This window comes from Collinsella sp. AM41-2BH (assembly GCF_003468085.1).
Classification (GTDB): Bacteria; Actinomycetota; Coriobacteriia; order Coriobacteriales; family Coriobacteriaceae; genus Collinsella.
The window spans coordinates 1-17,220 of sequence record NZ_QSGH01000007.1 but is presented as its reverse complement, the minus strand read 5'-3'; the positions used below and the strand labels follow the sequence as shown (position 1 = coordinate 17,220).

At 48.6% G+C, this 17,220-nt stretch carries 18 protein-coding genes and 1 tRNA gene; 17 read left to right on the top strand and 2 right to left on the bottom strand.

Annotation, left to right across the window (positions count from 1 at the left end):
• The first annotated feature begins 73 nt into the window (after nucleotides 1–73).
• The 6 genes from DW899_RS10460 to DW899_RS04915 all read left to right on the top strand — a co-directional run bounded on the left by DW899_RS10460 (nucleotide 74) and on the right by DW899_RS04915 (nucleotide 8,021).
• Nucleotides 74–1,381, top strand: a complete 1,308-nt coding sequence (locus DW899_RS10460; protein ID WP_147329330.1) for a nucleotidyltransferase — start codon at nucleotides 74–76, stop codon at nucleotides 1,379–1,381.
• A gap of 9 nt (nucleotides 1,382–1,390) precedes the next feature.
• Complete coding sequence (locus DW899_RS04935) at nucleotides 1,391–1,942, top strand: hypothetical protein (RefSeq protein WP_117629369.1); 552 nt, start codon at nucleotides 1,391–1,393, stop codon at nucleotides 1,940–1,942.
• 193 nt (nucleotides 1,943–2,135) lie between these two features.
• The gene (locus DW899_RS04930; RefSeq protein ID WP_117629370.1) at nucleotides 2,136–2,777 is read left to right on the top strand and encodes a hypothetical protein; all 642 of its coding nucleotides are present in this window, start codon (nucleotides 2,136–2,138) and stop codon (nucleotides 2,775–2,777) included.
• A 520-nt stretch (nucleotides 2,778–3,297) separates the two neighbouring features.
• Nucleotides 3,298–4,845 carry an RNA-directed DNA polymerase gene (locus DW899_RS10455; RefSeq protein WP_147349724.1) on the top strand — a complete coding sequence of 516 codons (1,548 nt, stop codon included), beginning with the start codon at nucleotides 3,298–3,300 and terminating at the stop codon, nucleotides 4,843–4,845.
• 40 nt (nucleotides 4,846–4,885) lie between these two features.
• Nucleotides 4,886–6,679, top strand: coding sequence for a hypothetical protein (locus tag DW899_RS04920; RefSeq protein ID WP_117629372.1), 1,794 nt, complete (start codon nucleotides 4,886–4,888; stop codon nucleotides 6,677–6,679).
• Nucleotides 6,680–6,920: 241 nt separating this feature from the next.
• On the top strand, nucleotides 6,921–8,021 hold the full coding sequence (locus tag DW899_RS04915; RefSeq protein ID WP_117629373.1) for a hypothetical protein: 1,101 nt from the start codon (nucleotides 6,921–6,923) through the stop codon (nucleotides 8,019–8,021).
• A gap of 340 nt (nucleotides 8,022–8,361) precedes the next feature.
• On the opposite strand, the gene DW899_RS04910 is transcribed toward DW899_RS04915, so the two are convergent.
• On the bottom strand, nucleotides 8,362–9,516 hold the full coding sequence (locus DW899_RS04910) for a hypothetical protein (RefSeq protein WP_117800190.1): 1,155 nt from the start codon (nucleotides 9,514–9,516) through the stop codon (nucleotides 8,362–8,364).
• A 176-nt stretch (nucleotides 9,517–9,692) separates the two neighbouring features.
• On the bottom strand, nucleotides 9,693–10,253 hold the full coding sequence (locus DW899_RS04905; protein WP_117800189.1) for a hypothetical protein: 561 nt from the start codon (nucleotides 10,251–10,253) through the stop codon (nucleotides 9,693–9,695).
• A 297-nt stretch (nucleotides 10,254–10,550) separates the two neighbouring features.
• Here DW899_RS04905 and DW899_RS04900 point away from each other — a divergent pair, with 297 nt between their 5' ends.
• The 11 genes from DW899_RS04900 to DW899_RS04845 all read left to right on the top strand — a co-directional run bounded on the left by DW899_RS04900 (nucleotide 10,551) and on the right by DW899_RS04845 (nucleotide 17,169).
• Entirely contained in the window at nucleotides 10,551–11,399 is an 849-nt protein-coding gene (locus tag DW899_RS04900) for a hypothetical protein (RefSeq protein WP_117800188.1), read from the top strand.
• Nucleotides 11,400–11,705: 306 nt separating this feature from the next.
• Nucleotides 11,706–11,984 (top strand): hypothetical protein, encoded by a 279-nt coding sequence (locus DW899_RS04890; protein WP_117800186.1) that lies wholly within the window; start codon nucleotides 11,706–11,708, stop codon nucleotides 11,982–11,984.
• A gap of 28 nt (nucleotides 11,985–12,012) precedes the next feature.
• Nucleotides 12,013–12,312, top strand: coding sequence for a nucleotidyltransferase family protein (locus DW899_RS04885; RefSeq protein WP_117800185.1), 300 nt, complete (start codon nucleotides 12,013–12,015; stop codon nucleotides 12,310–12,312).
• Between the two features lie 198 nt (nucleotides 12,313–12,510).
• A complete protein-coding gene (locus tag DW899_RS04880) occupies nucleotides 12,511–13,179 on the top strand; it encodes a DUF3990 domain-containing protein (RefSeq protein WP_117800184.1) in 669 nt (222 codons plus the stop codon).
• A complete protein-coding gene (locus tag DW899_RS04875) occupies nucleotides 13,160–13,849 on the top strand; it encodes a helix-turn-helix domain-containing protein (protein WP_117800183.1) in 690 nt (229 codons plus the stop codon). Before DW899_RS04880 ends, DW899_RS04875 begins: the two co-directional genes overlap by 20 nt.
• 11 nt (nucleotides 13,850–13,860) lie before the next feature.
• The gene (locus tag DW899_RS04870; protein WP_117757177.1) at nucleotides 13,861–14,046 is read left to right on the top strand and encodes a hypothetical protein; all 186 of its coding nucleotides are present in this window, start codon (nucleotides 13,861–13,863) and stop codon (nucleotides 14,044–14,046) included.
• Entirely contained in the window at nucleotides 14,046–14,558 is a 513-nt protein-coding gene (locus DW899_RS04865) for a Fic family protein (RefSeq protein WP_158549386.1), read from the top strand. The genes DW899_RS04870 and DW899_RS04865 overlap by 1 nt, the downstream gene beginning before the upstream one ends.
• 45 nt (nucleotides 14,559–14,603) lie before the next feature.
• Nucleotides 14,604–15,278: a DUF3825 domain-containing protein gene (locus DW899_RS04860; protein ID WP_117800182.1), complete on the top strand. Its 675-nt coding sequence runs from the start codon at nucleotides 14,604–14,606 to the stop codon at nucleotides 15,276–15,278.
• Entirely contained in the window at nucleotides 15,227–15,418 is a 192-nt protein-coding gene (locus tag DW899_RS04855) for a DUF3825 domain-containing protein (RefSeq protein ID WP_117800181.1), read from the top strand. Before DW899_RS04860 ends, DW899_RS04855 begins: the two co-directional genes overlap by 52 nt.
• A 138-nt stretch (nucleotides 15,419–15,556) precedes the next feature.
• A tRNA-Val gene (locus tag DW899_RS04850) sits at nucleotides 15,557–15,631 on the top strand.
• A 380-nt stretch (nucleotides 15,632–16,011) separates the two neighbouring features.
• Nucleotides 16,012–17,169 carry a hypothetical protein gene (locus tag DW899_RS04845; protein WP_117800180.1) on the top strand — a complete coding sequence of 386 codons (1,158 nt, stop codon included), beginning with the start codon at nucleotides 16,012–16,014 and terminating at the stop codon, nucleotides 17,167–17,169.
• Nucleotides 17,170–17,220 lie beyond the last annotated feature (51 nt).

Here is a 17,220-nt window from a genome sequence, read left to right as displayed (position 1 = left end):
AATTGATGTCACATAAATTAATCTACTCGAATATTATTACTTATAATAGAACATACGTTTGAATTGGAGAATTGTGGCAAACAGTACCGACTTCGAGTCTTTTCTAAAAGATATCAACCCAAGTAAATCTACTATCGATGAAGCAAGCAGACTTCACCAGAATCTTAGGAATCACTTGAAAACTTGTGAGAGCTATAAACATATTTATGTTCACAGCTATTTGTCAGGATCTTACGCTAAGCAAACGTTCATTCGTCCAAAAAAGAATTCGGATTGCTGCGATATTGACGTTGTCATCGAAACTAGTCGTTCAACAAACGATTCTCCGACTTTTGTATTGAATGAGCTTGAAAAGGCCCTCAAACTACGCAGCTGTTACCAAAAAACGACTATTCAAAATCATTCTGTCGGTATAGATATGGCAAGTTTCCATCTTGATGTTGTGCCCTTGGTCAGAGATGAAAACGGTTTTCTTAATATTGGATCATCTAAGGAAGGCACTTGGAAGCGAACTGATCCGAAGAAACATATTTCTTGGACAACAGAAGTTAATCAAGGGTATGAAAATGCATATAAGCCTTTGGTGAAAATTTTTAAATGGTGGCGAAGAGAAAACTGTCCATCGAATGTCAAATATCCAAAGGGAATTACTCTTGAGAAAATGATTGCTGATAATTTACCAGAACCGCACCTCACGATTGAAGAGCGTGTAATGCAAACAATGGCCAATTTGTCAGAAGCGTACTCAGAAGATTTAAGTTCTGGCAACACTCCATTTATCGAAGATCCCGCATTTTGCGAAAATAACCTAGCGGAAAAGTACAAACACAACGACTTCCTTGAGTTTTCAAATAGACTGATCGAACAACTTGATCTTCTTGCAGAAAAAGGCACTGGCAACGATATTTGGAGAACCATTCTTGGCATTAATTTCCCAGCAGGGAATGAATCGAGATCTTACGCAGCTGGAACGAGGCGAATTGCACAGGAACGCGCGTTGTCCGTTACCCATAGACAAAAGCTGAAGTATCCCTTGCAATCTCAAAAACCAAATGCAACCATCACTGCAACTGCCACTCTTCCTTCGGGCAAACAAATCAATCTTCCAAATGATGGGCCGGCGGTTCCGAAAGGGTCCTCAGTGATATATAAAGTCACATACAGCCCAATTAAAGACGGGCGTGTAAGATGGCAGATCACCAATACCGGTGAAGAGGCTATGCGATGCTGTCAGCGTGGGGGCTTTGAAGCTCCCAACGAAGGGAAAACTTCAAGACGAGAAGAAACAGCCTATACCGGAAAACATATCGTGCAGTGCTTTGTTGTGCGTAAAGGCTATTGCGTACGATGGACCCGTCCGTTTTTCATTAATGTGGAGTAGATAATTGATATGGATAAATTGTTGGAAATAATACTACAGCTCCTACAAATCTTTTATAGCGCCCGTGACTGCATAACTGCTATCTGCTCAGTATTTGGGTTCATCGCACTGTTGGTAGTTGCCGCGGGATCTTTTGCTGGCATTACTCAAGCCCTGATCAGATTCGGGCTAGCGTTATTCGCAAAGAAAATCGCTATTATCGCAGGACTTGATGATTTTAATGACATTCGAAAAGATTTGGTCAATTCCGGCCTTATTAAAACAAGAAATATTCAGCATGTCACCAACAAACACCTTGATGAAGCTCAATCAGCGCTTTTAATGATTATTGTTCATGAATATCTAAGCAACGAAGAATTCAATGCTGTTGTCCGAGGTAAAAAGCCCCAGTGCGGATTAATCGTCTACTGCCCTCCTGAAAAAGGAAGGATCGATGAGCAGGGCATGAAACTGCTTAGTATGATTTCATTTACCGCGCTTTGCAACTTCAGGGGACGAATGGTCAACGACGTTCTTCTGATGATGCTATCCACGTCGTTTAAAGGAAAGGATATCAATTAGGGAATTATCCCCTAAACAGCCCATATAACCAATCAACTAACAGCATAAGCTACGATGTGGAACGACTTTCAAATCAATCGGATATTCTACTACGATCAATGACCTCAGTAACGTAATTCCTATTGTCAGAGAATCCTGAATGCAGATCGATAATTGTAGTATTGCCAATTGATTTTTGGCTGCGGAGGAGACAATGAACCTAACAAATTTACCTGAGTACATCTCAGCGATTGTGGCAATCATCGCGTTGCTCATTTCTTGTTACCAGGCTCGTCTCAGCAATAAACAGTCTCTATTCAATCGACGTTTAAATATATGGATAACCGTCGATAATCTCATGAGCGTTTACGCAAAAAACGCGAAGAACTTGGAACATGACGACGAACCGCAAATGGCAATCGACCTACTATTTGTATGGCTGACTAACACCACGTACCTGCAATCAATCTCAGCCTCAATTAATAAGGTGTTAGATGCCGACCTTCAACTTAAATTGCATTTAAAGCTTGATGAAATGAGATCGCTCGCCATGGAGGCGAGATTTTGCTTCAAGGGAAAGAGTGGAAAGGCAATTGCCGAATTCATAGAAGATTATCAATCCCTTTTGTTTTCAATGTATCAGTATCAGATTCTATTTAATAAGATGCTCAAGAATGCAAGGGAATATCAATGGACGCTTGAACAGGCTTCTGAAAGGTTAGATGAGCCCGATCAACGGCAAGATCTCTTTGAAAGAGAAAACACTCTTGCCGCATCATACAAAACTCTATGCCAGCTAAACAAGAGAGGTGCAATTCAGCGCCAAATGCAACTAGCAGGTCCTATATGGCGCTGAGAGAATGGATAGATTACATGTCGATTAGTGGCAACACTCCGTATCTACCGATTGTCCAAGCAAGCTATCTCGTGACGCAGTTTGGCCGTTTCTAGTGGCTCATATGATGGCCTTCGCCTGCCGTTGGAGGACTTTTAGGATAGAAGTAATTACATTAAGGATATGCGTCACGGGAGCACGATAAAGCCTACTTAAACGGACAAGCTCGTAGCAGAGACAGGGCGTACGCGAAGGACTTGTTTGGCGACATCTGGGGAGTGCGATGGCCCCGCTTCTCTCGGACCTCAATATAATAGGAGCAATATAACTGGCTCGTATTAGTTACGTAGACCCGAGCCAGCATTTAGTATAAGCAATCGGATCGGTATTAATAGGTTGACTGCAGGCACATAGAAATCCTTTAAATTAATTACAGCAATTTCAATGTGATTCACACTTCTAAATTGAAGTATTTCATAAATATCTATGCAGCTATTTGATTAAACTATTGTTCATTAAGTAGCCTATCTTAAGGTCGGCAATGGAATCTCAATTATGTGACAAGCTCTTTGCTCCTTCCAAGCCTTACTGGGCATATTGGCAAGAGTTATCCGAAGATGCTGTTTATAACGGACTAATGCTTGCCGGATGGTTTGCCGACAAACTACCGCCGATTTTTTCGGCAGAACAATTTGTTACGTATTGCAATAATCGCAAAATGGCAAGCAACGATTCACGCTCAGAGTGGATTAGATTTAATTACATTCGGTGCAATGGACAATATCGAAAATTCGGCATACCAACCCCCTTCACCTACGAGCGACTCGTCCGCGGTTTAGCCGACAATTGGGGCGATATAGTCCGTCACGTTCAAAAATACACATTACCGCAGCCTTATGCAGTTAGCAGGATTCATCCTCGTGTGATTCCCGATTCGCAAGCAATATTCCAAATGAACTATTCAAACTGGATGACTGATCCTAACCCTGAACCAACTATTCTTATTGGTAAAAAATACCTCGTGAAATGCGACATCTCCACTTGTTTTCCGAGTATATACACGCATTCTTTGCCTTGGGCGATTATGGGAAGGGATAACGCAAAGCAAAATAGAAGTTCCCGTCGGGGCGGTTGGGCGAACGAAATTGACGGACTACTTCAAAAGGCGTGCGACGGCGAAACCCACGGATTACTTATCGGTCCACACGCTTCCAATGTTGTCTCAGAATTAATTCTCACAGTTATCGATGCTAGTTTATTTAACAAAGGCTATAGATTTATTCGAAATATCGATGACTACAATTGTTATGTCGCATCGCGATACGAGGCCGAGCAGTTCATCATCTCGTTGCAGGAAGAGCTGTCCAAGTTTCGTCTAACACTGAATCAGAAGAAAACTGAAATACTAGAATTACCCATAGCGCTTTCTAATGCCTGGGTAAATTCATTAAGGCGCAATGAACCTAATAAATCGGACCCGCTTGATTACAAAGATGTGTCATCTTTTTTGGAATACGCGACCAGTCTTCTTCCTTCTTACCAGAATAATGCCTCAATACTGCTATACGCGTTCAAAATGCTCGCATCGCGCTCACTAAAGCCTTCGGCAAAAGCCTATTTTCGGGACTATGCTATGCACCTTGCAATCGTATTTCCTTATTTGCTGCCGTCATTCGAGAAAGCAATAATTGAGCCTTTGAGTATGGACAAAGATTATATTGAGTGTCTCTCAAAGGTTATTATCTCTGATTGTCTTAATCACGGTGATCACCTTTCGGTTTGCTACGGCCTTTACTACGCAATTAAGTTCGATTTTAAGGTTGATATGCCCGATTTTGAAGATATCAAAAGGGCTAATGACTGTCTTTTATACTTATTCGTCTATCTTTACGCCAAGCATTTTGGCGATGGATATTTGCTTGATCGTCTTACAAAGCATGCTAAGGAATTCCCAATAGAAGGGCGTGAATTTGAAGAGATGTGGCTTTTTCTCTATCATATTCGATCAAAAGAGTGGTTACCGTCTGATGAGTGGGGGGCCATTAAAAAGAGGGGAATCAAGTTCATTAAACCCGAATATTTAAATTAGTGATTGGATTTTTTTATTTAGCTTCTATTGAGGTGCAGCGATGACTGGACGTATCCCTTGGACTCGATATTCAGGTGAGGATATCGAGTCAGTTCTTGCGACGTTTATTTCTCTTGAAGAGCGAGACGCCATTAAAATTCGACCTTCTAGGGGCGATGGAGGAATTGACCTTATCGTTTACCTTGATGCTGAAACGGTCGACATATATCAAATTAAGAAATTTGCTGAAAATCTAAAAAACGGCCAGAAAGCTCAGATTGAAAATTCGTGGCAGGAATTATCGGCAACCACAGTCGATTTGCATGTAAAAATAAATAGCTGGCATCTTGTTATGCCATTAGATCCCACAAATGAGAATCTAAGATGGGCTAAGGAGCTGGTTGAAACTTCTGGTACAAAATTCGTCTGGGATGGCCTTTCAAGAGTTGATGGCTGGGCGTCCAAACACCCAGAAGTAATTGATTATTACTTTTCAAATGGAAAAGAAGAGGTCTCTGAGTATGCTGCGAAACTGCTCTCCATGGCCAATCTTCCAGACTGCAGCGATCCAGCCATTCTCGAAAATAGGCTGCGCGATCTATGTTCCCATCTTGATAAACTGGACCCTTACTATGCATATTCAGTTCACGTGCTCTCAGAATACGACAAACGCGATGATTTTTGCGCATGTGCCCCTGGCGTTGTTATGTCCCAAATTCTAGTAACCCCGGGAGCAGGTCGAATCGCAATCGACGTAATTGAAAAGACGCCAATTGCTTCAATGCTGCATCCATTAAGGTTTTCACTGAAAATCACTGCAGGGACTGACGATGAGAAGGAACAGGCCAAAAATTTTATCGAGTATGGTATGCCCTTCACTTCGTTGCCGGCGGAAGTGATTGATCAGGCCTACCAATTGCCCGTTGGACGTTCCTGCGATGGTATTCGAAAGGGAATCATTAAGACCCTTGATCTGCCCACATCAACTTGCATAAGGTCGGCTTCGTTGTTCTGGGAAGGCTGTGGTGAACTACATCTAATAGTTGATAAGGCCACTCATGGAACGAAGGGAGCTTTCTTTTCTGCCCATGACGCGACGGAAACCTTTCGATTGAGCTTTAAATGGATCGGCAGCCAGTCCGGCGGAACGATTAACTATGAGTTTTCATTTAACAAATTACTCAATAAGCGTTCTCGAGATGTAGTAAGAACTTATCGATTCTTAAGCGAAGCCGAAGATGAAAAAGTGGAGCTTCGAATCGATGGCACGAGTGCTCTCTATTTTTATCTCGGCCTCAGGGATGATGTGGTTGCCGAAGTAAATGCCATATACGGTCTTGCGGTTGCGTTAGAAACTATTAACAGGGCTGCGGACGGCGAAATGCCTTTCCCTGATTATTTTAAAATCACTAAAGGAGAAGTCGCAAATATTAAAGATGCAGCAAGACTGCTCGATGGCGAAACGATTGTATATAGTTGGGAATCACATGGGTTTAATCTAGAAGGGGATGAAGTCCCAAACTTTGAATACCCCTCTTTAGCGCGCTGGATTAAGCCTATAGCTGTTAAGCTTGGAAGCAAAGAGGCATTCTGCGGTTTTGCACAGACTACTCTAGTAATTGGTTCTTCAGAATGCTCAGCAGACCAAATAAAAGATTCTGAACGTAAGCTAGTCTTAAGCCCAGATGATCAGTACGGAAACAAAGCTATATGTGCAATGGTTCCACCAAATGAAGATGTGCTGAAGGGCCGAGATACTTTATGGACCGTTCGTCCTCCAAAATTAGACGATTGGTTAACAATGGTTGAGGCTGCGGAATCATCAGCTCAGGATTTTAAGCAATTGTCAAAGTAGGCTATTCTTACGATTTCAACCTGTAAGGGTCCTTTGTTACAGACTTAGGAATTTATGAACGCCAATCGACTCGAGGCGATTCTTCCTTTCGCCGACTGGCAAAACGATTTACACCTAATTTTGGGAGTTGATCACGGTTTTATTCTTTGCTCATCGTCTGATCTCGCTAAACTAATAACTGCTGCTACCAGGGCATTTTCTGGTGCACATTCTATTGGCTCCTGCGAAGATCGGAGCGGGTATGTTTGCTGCCGAGTCCCACACCAGCCGTCATTACATTGCGATTGTTGCCATGGCCTGCCTATGCGTTTTGCTGGGCGGGCCTTCTTATGCCGCGGGCGCGGAGAGCCTCATCATCGCGGGCGAGACGTACTACGAGCCGGGCGTGTCGGGCCCCGGCTGGGCCTGGACCGATGCCGACCACCTGGAGCTTAACGGCTACGCGGGGGAGGCCATCGGCGCCGAAGGCGACCTGGTGCTGACGCTTGCCGGGCAAAACTCCGTGACGGAGTCGCATGCGCCCGATGCGGACATCACGCTGTGCGGCATGGAGGTGTGGGGCAACCTGACGCTTCGCGGTACCGGGACCCTGACGGCGACGGGCTCACAGTGCGGGATCCACGTCTCGCAGGCGCTCGTGGTGGACGGATGCACCGTCGATGCGCGGGCGGATGGGGCCGATATTACGGACGAGGCGGTCGCCGGCGTGATCGCAGGCGATATGGCCGTGCGCGGCGGCGGGCGCTTCGTCGCCGCGGGCGCCGGGTCCGGAGCGGGCGTGCGCGCCTACGGCGTGTGTCTGCAGGATGCGGGCCTTGGCGACGGTGCGGCCGGCTGTCGGCTTTCCGTCGACGCCTCGTGGCTCGATGCAACCGGTGCCGACGGCGGCCTTGCGAGCACGGGCGGGTCACTTGTATCTGCGCGGTTTGTGACGCCTGCTGGTGGGGCTTTTGGTGCTAGCGGCGTGGTGGACGCCTCCGGTGCGGTGGCACCGCATGTGGTGGTTGAGCCCGATGTGGCCACGCCTCCGGCGGGGGAGACCGATGGACACGACGTGCTGGGCGATAGCACGGACAAGTCTCCCGCCAATGCCAACCCCGCTACCGGAGAGCCCACCACGGTACCCACGGCAAATCCCTCGCTGAAGCCCGCGGCCGCGACAACCAAGACAACAACGACAGTAACCAAGACCACGGTGTCCACGTCCTATAAGCCCAAGACCGCAACCGCCACCGCGACAACTGCGTTACTCCCCAAGACCGGCGACAACAACTGGGTCGCAGCTTCCGTGACGCTTTTCCTGCTTGGTACAATGCTTCTAGCTGCCGCATGTCGTTGTTGAGATAGCTGCCATTTGGAAGAAAGGGACATCCACAAGGCATTGCTATTTGCTTGTTTGCTTATAGGCGCCCAATTATCGAAGGCAGAGGCCATACGGACGTGATCATGGGCTGAATCGTGACATGCGACCCAGGTCCACATGGATGAGAAAAGCATTCAATAATGTCGCAGGTTGGACTGAAGGCAACGAAAGGGCACCGGGATCTTTGTCGACCCTGCTGCCCAAGCGAAAGACCATCAGAGTTGCCTCGCAATATTCGACGGTGCTAATGCGGGAAAATATTAAACCGGACTCATTGGTGAGCTGTATGAGCTGGTTTCTTAGTGACATCCCGGATTGTCTATAAGCAAAAGTCTGGTGTTTCGGAAATGTTATACCGTTCACCAAAACTGTCGATTGCCTGTTTTAACATAGCTGGCTCAATCTCTGCAAGCAGCCGTATAACGTCATAGATTGTTACGATGCCTCGTATCTTCTTATTCCTCATCCGCACGAGTTCGTAAATCAGTTGAACAGAAATCGTTGCTGTATACGTTTCGCCGCTTCTATCAAGATTTAATGCTCTTGCAGCATCATTTATCGCAGTGCAAAATAGGAGCTCAGGGGAAATCCCTTCAGCGGGTTTTTCAATTTTGATATTTACTTTATCTCCGCAAAGCTCAATTTCTGATTCTCCGACTCTACTTTGCTTGAGAAAGGGTTCCGTTTTACCTAGACCTAAATATTCCGTTCTTTTAAGACGCTGCCTGCGGCAGCTCTCCTTAAACATATTATTACGGCAATCTATGATGGCGGCATTTGCAATCTGGTCAGTCAAGCATGGGTAAAAACCCATTAGGATCCAATCGACCTCACAAGATGCCCTGAATAGAAGATCGTAAATTTCCGCATAAAGTGGGCATTGCCCACTGTCGAGGCGGGCCACTCTTGTTCCATCGTGCATGAATAATCCCTGAAAATCTGAATGAATTTCAATTAAATAGCCCAATTCAATGCGTCCATCATCACCACTAAGTTCAGTAAGGTGATTGCGGTATTTTGGCAATTTGCGAGCATGACCTGCTTTTTCACCAAACAACCGAGCATCTAGAGAGCGCGTCAAATCATCGCAACATGCACAGCTTTGATAATATTTGGCCACTGAGACATAGTTTGCGACTAAACTTGCCATTTCCTCCGACGATACGTCGTCGGCTTTAAGCCTTGGCACCAGCTTTTCATAGTCAGCTTTCATTACCGATGTGAGCTCAGCAGATTTTGATTGAGCGTTTCGACCATGTTTGATGTTATGGTCGATTCTAAAATGTTCCAAACCAACAATGGATCCATTTTCGCGGGTAATAACAATATCAGGGCACTCGCTGCCTGCGTTAATAGATCCACTTACCTTCAAGGCAGCTTTCTTCTTGTATCCACCCGAGGCCATCGATAGCTTAAGAACATCATTGAACACTTGCTCTTCGTGCGCGTTCTGGTCGCTTTTGTTCTTGCTCATGCTGGATACTCCGCCCTTATAAGTGAAACATAATTCAACTCGCGCCTTTTAACGTTGTCGACAGACGCTCACTGAAAGGTAAGCAATTCAGCAATGTCATCAAGGGAGCCAAGTCTCAAACCCTGATAGGGAATGTAACCGTTGAACACGTTGTGCGTTACACCATCCCTGTCCTCCTATTTAAAGTCGATATCGCAGTCGTGGCCAGTGACGATTCGAAACTCATGTTGATATTCATATGCACGATTCTTGTGGAAAGTAACTTCACTGGCTGCCTGCTTAAAGTTGGATAACGCCACCTTGGACTCAAATATGTCTCCGTCATAAGAAACCAGTCCAAAATTGATACCTTCAGGTTCCGCTTCCTGAAATCGAAGCAAAAACTCGACAGGATCCTTAATCAAAACTGCAGCGCCTCTATTTGAAAATTCGTCTCTAATGCGCCGCCCATCCTTACTCTGTAGGAAGAATTGATAATTCGAATCTTCAAGTGCCGTCATGCAGTAAATTGCACGACTTGAACCAACAGACATAAAACTTGTAAGGAGACCCTCGTAGGCATCAGACCTTCCATCTCCCGCCTCTTTTGATCTAAATTCATCAACCGCCTGCAGGTAGGGGATTCCCTGGATAAGTTGTTCCGCATAAACTCTCTGCGTAACAAATTTCATTAATGAACCGACATGCCACTGCTCAAGTGCGCCGCCAATTTCCGATTTAGAGATTCGCCGAACCATACAATCATCTCCTTGCTGCTATTCTTCGCATCTTATCAAGAACTAATCCAGTGAGCTTAAACGATGGTGTATATCTATCAACGTTCTCCTCATGCATTGTCAGATGACGCCGATTCGTCGACGAAAGATGGCTTGATTTAACCAGTCCTTATAGGCTCACCAATATTCCGTTAGACTCGCACAAGCTCATAATGAAATGGCTCCGATCAAAGCAAACGCCCTATGCGTAAAAATGTTCAATAATTGGATCGCGTGATTACTGGATTTTGTATAAGAATTCTATTGGAGAGAAGCACGATGCCTGAATTTATATGCTCGGTATTTTCTTTAGCTGCGACAATTGTTATCGCCTTTATACAAATATATCAGAGCAAGCGCATGGAAGTATTCGAACGTCGTCAGGACGAGAGGGATGAGCGTAGGCACGCCGAAGGGAATAAGGCACGAGCGATTGAGTTCATCTCGAACCATTACGCCGACAGAGGCCTAATACCGCTTTGCGCCGTTGCCGCCATGCACAATGATCTTTTCCATTATTCACGTAAGATGTATTGGGGATTCTGCTGCCTAGTGCCGGAGGTGCAGAATCTGATTCTTAAATACTGCAGTCTTGACTTGCGGGTCAGGGGAGAGGAAGACCTGTTCGTCCGTTGCATCGCCGCAGTCGAAGCCGTCCTCCGTGACCGCTTCCCAAAAGATGAATCTGTTCTTTATGATGATGGGAAATACGTGCTTCACAGCCTCGAAAGGTATGCGGGGGAGAGACTGCCAGAACCTCGGGTTAACCTTCTTCCCGAGTGCCTGGACTCTTCGTTCCTGCCCCCTGATAGCTGTACCCCGGGGTACGATTACCTTATCCGTAAGGTCCTTTCCGAGGCCTTCGAATCGAGGGACGCTTCCTTCGCCCCCATTTCCTATCTAAAAAATGACTATCAATTCGAATCGAGCCCCGAGATAGAGGCCTGCCGATTCGCGTCGACCGCTGCATTCTACGCGGCAACCTACGGCTCTGGTGACGAGGCCAACAATAGGTACTACGGGTGCCCCGGCGGTTTCGATGGCGAGAGAATCGAGACCATGGAAGACCTATTTCTTCTTACTGTCTTCCAGATATATACCAAGCTTCTGCTTCCGAACAAAGGGTAAGAAATAACACGAGGCATTCGTTATTTGACTCTGCCTAATTCTGCCAAACTCATTTTCGAAATCTCACTCATTTCCTTCATTACCTGAACATACTTAAAATCAGAAATTGGTCGTAGGGCGCGACCAACGGAATCAAAAGAAAGCCCACTGATAAGATGTCTTCAATCTCTTTGGGTTGAGGGCATCTTCTTTTTCGGAGGGTCTGCATAAATTCTAAAATGTCTTTATGACAAACTTGTTCTACAAAGAACATCCAAACCATCTAGTCTGCTCATTATACTCGGATGTAAACATAAGGAGGCAAACATGCTTTGGAGCTATGTTCAGCTTGATGACGGCACTCAGTTTGCCTACTCAGAGACAAGAGAAGACGGAACCGTTCGCGTAGCCGTCGAACGCCCGGTTGACTTTGGCTTTGACCATGCGGATTGCTTCTTGCCTGCGGTCAAATGGTTCAACGTCGAAGGATTTACTGCTGATGACCTCAATTTCTTGACAGAATTTATTAGATCAAACGCTCCGTTTATCTTCGAGCTTGCAGAACGGCAAAAAGCCGGACCGGCGGTTTCGGCGCTGGCCCCCTGACGTTCTACTGTTGAACGGAAAATATCCCATGATTTCGCCTTCCGACATATCCACCGTCGCCTCCCGCGTGCTGGCTCAATACGACGTCAGCGAAGCCTATTTATTTGGCTCATTTACCCGAGGCGAACAAACGCCCGATAGCGATATTGACTTGCGCCTAGTATGCGGCAATACTATGACTTTCGGCACGCTTTACGAACTCTCCCATGAGCTCGAGAGGGAACTTGGGCGAAAGGTTGATATCGTCACCAACCCACCAGAGCACATGCGCCCGGCATTCCGCAAAAGCATCGAGCAAGATGAGGTGCGTGTCTATGAAGCTCTGTAAGCAGGACGAGGCGTTAGTGTGCTCCGGCGTGATCAGCAAGTCTGAGTTTTGTCGCATACTTCCGGACACGGCGAGCCTTAGAAGTCAGTATTGAACTCAAACTCGGTTCCAGACACCCTCTTGCTATTTGAATACAGGTATCGCTCTAGCGATAGTATGTTATACTATCGCTAGAGCGATACCTGTTAGGAGACTCGCGTGGAACTGTGGCATGGTTCTCAGATAATCATTGAGACTCCCCAGCTTGGCCTGGGGAAAATCCATAACGACTATGGACAGGGATTCTATTGCACAGAGAGCCTCGACCTTGCAAGGGAATGGGCATGCTCGCGCGATGCCGATGGCTTTGCGAATCGCTATGAACTCGATATAGCCGATCTCAAAGTTCTTGACTTGCTATCGCCGCAATATTGCGTCCTGCATTGGATAGCATTGCTCGTTGAGCATCGTTCTTTTCGCAAAGATACCGCCATTGCCGCGGGGGCGTGCGAATATCTCCATGATCACTTTCTACCTCAGACGAGCACTTGCGACGTAATAAGGGGGTGGCGTGCGGACGACTCGTACTTTAGCTATGCCAGAGCTTTTGTAAACAATACGATCACCGTTAATCAGCTTGGACGATCTATGAGGCTCGGTAACCTGGGGGAGCAGATTGTGCTCAAAAGCGAGCGTGCGTTTAAGAGCATTCGTTTTGCTGGATTTGAACGTGCGCAGCAAGCTCTGTATGGTCCATTGGCCAAGGAACGAGATGAAGCGGCAAGGGCGCAGTATCGGGAGCTCCTTGCCGAAAACCCGTTTGAGGGAATACGTATCGTCGATATCATTCGAGAGGGGATGACGGGCGATGACCCACGCCTACAGTGAGATGTATCTCGAGGATGCAATGAGAACGCTGGGCGAGGCGGTCGATTTTGCTCTCTGTGACCAAGGGCTGACTCCAGCCGAGTTGACGGCGATCATGTCGAACGCTCTTGAGATGAAACAGTTTGAGCGCGGTATGCCTCGCGTCGTCTGCGGCATGGCGGGCGACGAGCTCGCGCGCGATATTATCGCCCATGCGGGACTGACCCCCGTCAGATGTAGGGAGACCTATCCGTTCGACCGTTCGCCTCAGTATTGGGCGGGGTGGGTTATGGCCTATTCGCAATGGATGAGCAGCTTGGGCTTTAATAAGCTACTCGAAGTCGCTCCGCTCGATTGGATCATCGGCTCGTACCATCCGCTCCACGAGGCCTCCGAAGATAAATTCGCCCAGATTGTCATCGAAAAATGGAACAACGCCCAGGCAGACAAAAAGGGCCTCAAGGCTGCACGAAAGGCTGCCGGACTAACGCAAAAACAGCTCGCCGCCCAATCGGGGGTTAAGCTTCGCGCCATACAACTCTACGAGCAGAACCAGCTCGACCTACGCCGCGCCTCGGTTTCCTCGGCATTGGCGCTTGCAGACACCCTAAACTGCACCATCGAAGACCTCGTCTGGCAACCGATTGCTCTGGAGTACGACTCGCAGGCTATTTCGTCTGTAAAGCTATAGAGGAGTCAGACATGCCTTGGAGCTATGTTCAACAAGATGACGGCGCTGATTGCGTTGCTCAAGAAGATCATTCAACTGCGCACGTGGCAAATTCAGCATCACCGATTTTGCTCGGCGGCACCACGTCAATCGACGAAGCTATTCGGCTGACCATTTCGAACATGCCCAACGCGCTCAGGCTCTTGGAGAACTCATGATGGCGGACACGAAGCGGGGAGCGCATCCGTTCGCGCCGCTCGTGCTCGATGATGCCGGTTCGCTCGAAGATATGGCCGCGGCCGTGATGCGCCTGCACAGCACGTTGATGACGGTCGGGCGCTGCTATACAACCGACGCCACAGGCGACCGGGCCGCGCTTGAGCTTGGACGCGTCGAGTCCGTGCTTGCGGGTGCATTCTGTACGATATTCGGTCAATCGCCGGCCGATCGCTTCACAGACATCTTTGACCAGGTCACCTACGTGGCCGAGCACATGGTCAAGGACCACATCTTTGAAGACGGTAACAAACGAACCAGCCTTGTCTTTGCGTTGTCCGTCTTAAGGTTCGCAGGCACTCCGGTCGTGCTGTCTGACAGCCCCGAACCAAAGGACAACCAGTACTACGCCTGGATCCAGGACCTCGTTTCCAGTCGCCGCACGAACAGCGAGCTAGCCGAAGAGCTGCGCTGCGGATTCGTTGCGGGCACGGGCGATCTGTCGCTCGTATAGAATCTAAGCATCCGCACGCCGGTTAATGAATTGATTGGACGCCACATGGAACTCCCTAGCACCCTGTGCAGCAATGTCTACGAGTTTGCGTTTTGCCCCGAGACCTGCTACGACCGTCTGGCCGATCTCGCCGACCCCGAGGACTGGGGTCCCGGCAACCGCATCCTCAAAAACTACCTGTCGTTTTCGTTTAGCCGCGCGGTGTTCCTGACCGAGCGCGACGTGGACCAGACCGGGCCGTCCAACCTGCCGCTGGTGTTCGACGATGACCGCTGCCTGTTCAATACCGGCCTGTACACGCGTCGCTACGAGACCATCTACGGCCTGTTTGAGCCCAACACCAAGCCCGACGCGCGCCAGCGCTGGTTTTTGAAGGGCTTCTTTAAGGAAAGCGACCCCATGCTGGTCTCGTTTGAGTACCTGCCGTGCCGCGTGCGCTTTGCCGAGGACCCCTCCGAGCTGGTCTTTGACTACCGCCTGCCCATCCGCTCCAACATCGACCACATTCTGGGCGACGAGGAAAACCTTACGCGTATTCCCGCCAGCCTGATGGGGGAGGGCAACTCGCTGCTGCTGCGCCGCGCCTTTGAGGGAGCTGTCGTCGAGGCCGCCCGCCGCGCCGCAGCCAACTACACGCTCGCCGCGCCGCAGCCAACTACACGCTCGCCGTGCCGCAGTTCTACGGCGGTCGGATCCAGCTGCTGCTGCCGCTGTGCCTGACCGGCGACAAGCCCGAACTGGCGCTGACCATCCAGCGCGAGGACGGTTTCTACGCAGCACGCACCTGCCTCACGCTCGACATGGCCTACAACAACGCGCGACTGATCTGCCGCCCCGAGACATCGTGGATAAAGCGATAAATGATGGTTTAGCTGCCGTTTCATTTATTGCTTTGGTTGCTTTGGCTTGACTGGCACTCACGAATTTAAAATCGAGGGCAAAAAGTTCTTGGTAAACCACGCGCGGCTATGATAGTATCTCTTTTGCCGAAAGGCGACGGGCGATTGGCTCAGGGGTAGAGCATATCCTTCACACGGATGGGGTCACAAGTTCGAATCTTGTATCGCCCACCATCAAAAGCGCAGGTCAGAGATGTTAAGTCTCTGGCCTTTTTTCTTTTTGACACCAAGGGTGACACCAAAATCGAATCGAAATATTTAAACGCGTTTCTAGCTGATCTCTCATGTGCTGACGTCATCGCGCGTTTTGCATAAAGCTCATGCGACCTTTCATTGAATTTGCCATGGGATTCACGCACAAATGTGGAGATAGGGACCACGACCCCAGAACGCCTGCCAGCAGATTTGTGCCGCACGGCGATCTTTAGGCGAAATGCGTCAAGCTATTGGTCAGCATTTGGTCAGCTTCCGGTACTTACCCGCATGATGCCGCCATTGATAATCGGTCTACCTGCAAACGTAACGGCACGCAGCCAAAGCTAGGGGAGGCCCATATGGACGAAATCGTCTGCGCAAACACCGCATTCCGCTACTGGCGCTGCCCACCGCAGGTCCGCGACCTCTACCCAAGACTGCCAAGCCCAGAAGACGGCTGGCGAGCTCTAGCCCAAGCCCCTTTCGTAACCGATATCCTCAAGACCCCGATTATTACCACCACAGTGCCCGGTGGCGTTAACTACCATTCGGGATTACGGACAACAATCCACTGTGATGATGCTTCCGGAGTGGATAGCACGCTGGAAACCGCGATGAGCTTTAGGGTTACCAATCCACTTGCGACGCTATTTACCATGGCGCGCTTTGTGTCTCCAACCGATCTTGTCCTTGCCATGTACGAATTCTGCGGATGGTTCTCAGTCTTTGAGCCCACCGCAGCAGCAGAGGCGGAACTAGACAAAGCCAATGAGGCTGCCGAGAATGCAACCACCGAATCCCTCTTTGACCTCGATGAAAGCCAAGACGAACCACAATGGAAACGCGTTTATGCGCGCATAAATGCCAAAGAACAGGTAAATACGAAGGGGCCCAACGGACAAAAGAAGACGAAGGAGGTCACAAGGCTAAAGGGCACTTCGCTCTGGATGAGGAAGCCGCTCATCGAATTACACGAGCTTCATGAGTACGCCAGTAAGATGAAAAGACGAAAGTGGGGTACGAAGTTTTACAACGCCGCGCAGCTGGTGACAGGTATAGCAGCTTCTCCGCTTGAAGTTGCAGCAATTTTATTGCTATCGCTTCCTCGCTCTCGCGGCGGTGCCGGCTTTCGTAACGTTTATGTTAACGACCTTACGCCGCTTACCGCATCGGCGCAGAGCATTGCAGGGCAAAAAGTCTGCTACGGGGATATCGTGATCGTGAATCCAACCATAATGAAGGCAGGCATCGTGGAGATTCAGGGAGAGGTCATCCACGGATCAGGCGCCGTGCTGGACCACGATGCCAAACGCATGACGGCGCTGCAAAGTATGGGGTATGACGTCTTCCTGGTTACGCATGACATGCTTAACGATGCCGAGCAGCTTGATGCGATCGTGAGAAGTCTTTGCTCGCGCTTGGAATTACGCTATAGGTGCAAAACTAAGGCGCAAAAGACGACGGAAATGGAGCTACGAGCCAACGTACTGTGCAACTGGCTGGAAATCGGTCGTTAGACGGATGCCCTGCTCACTTCCGGACGCCCTCGGTCGGCTGCCTGCGATGCC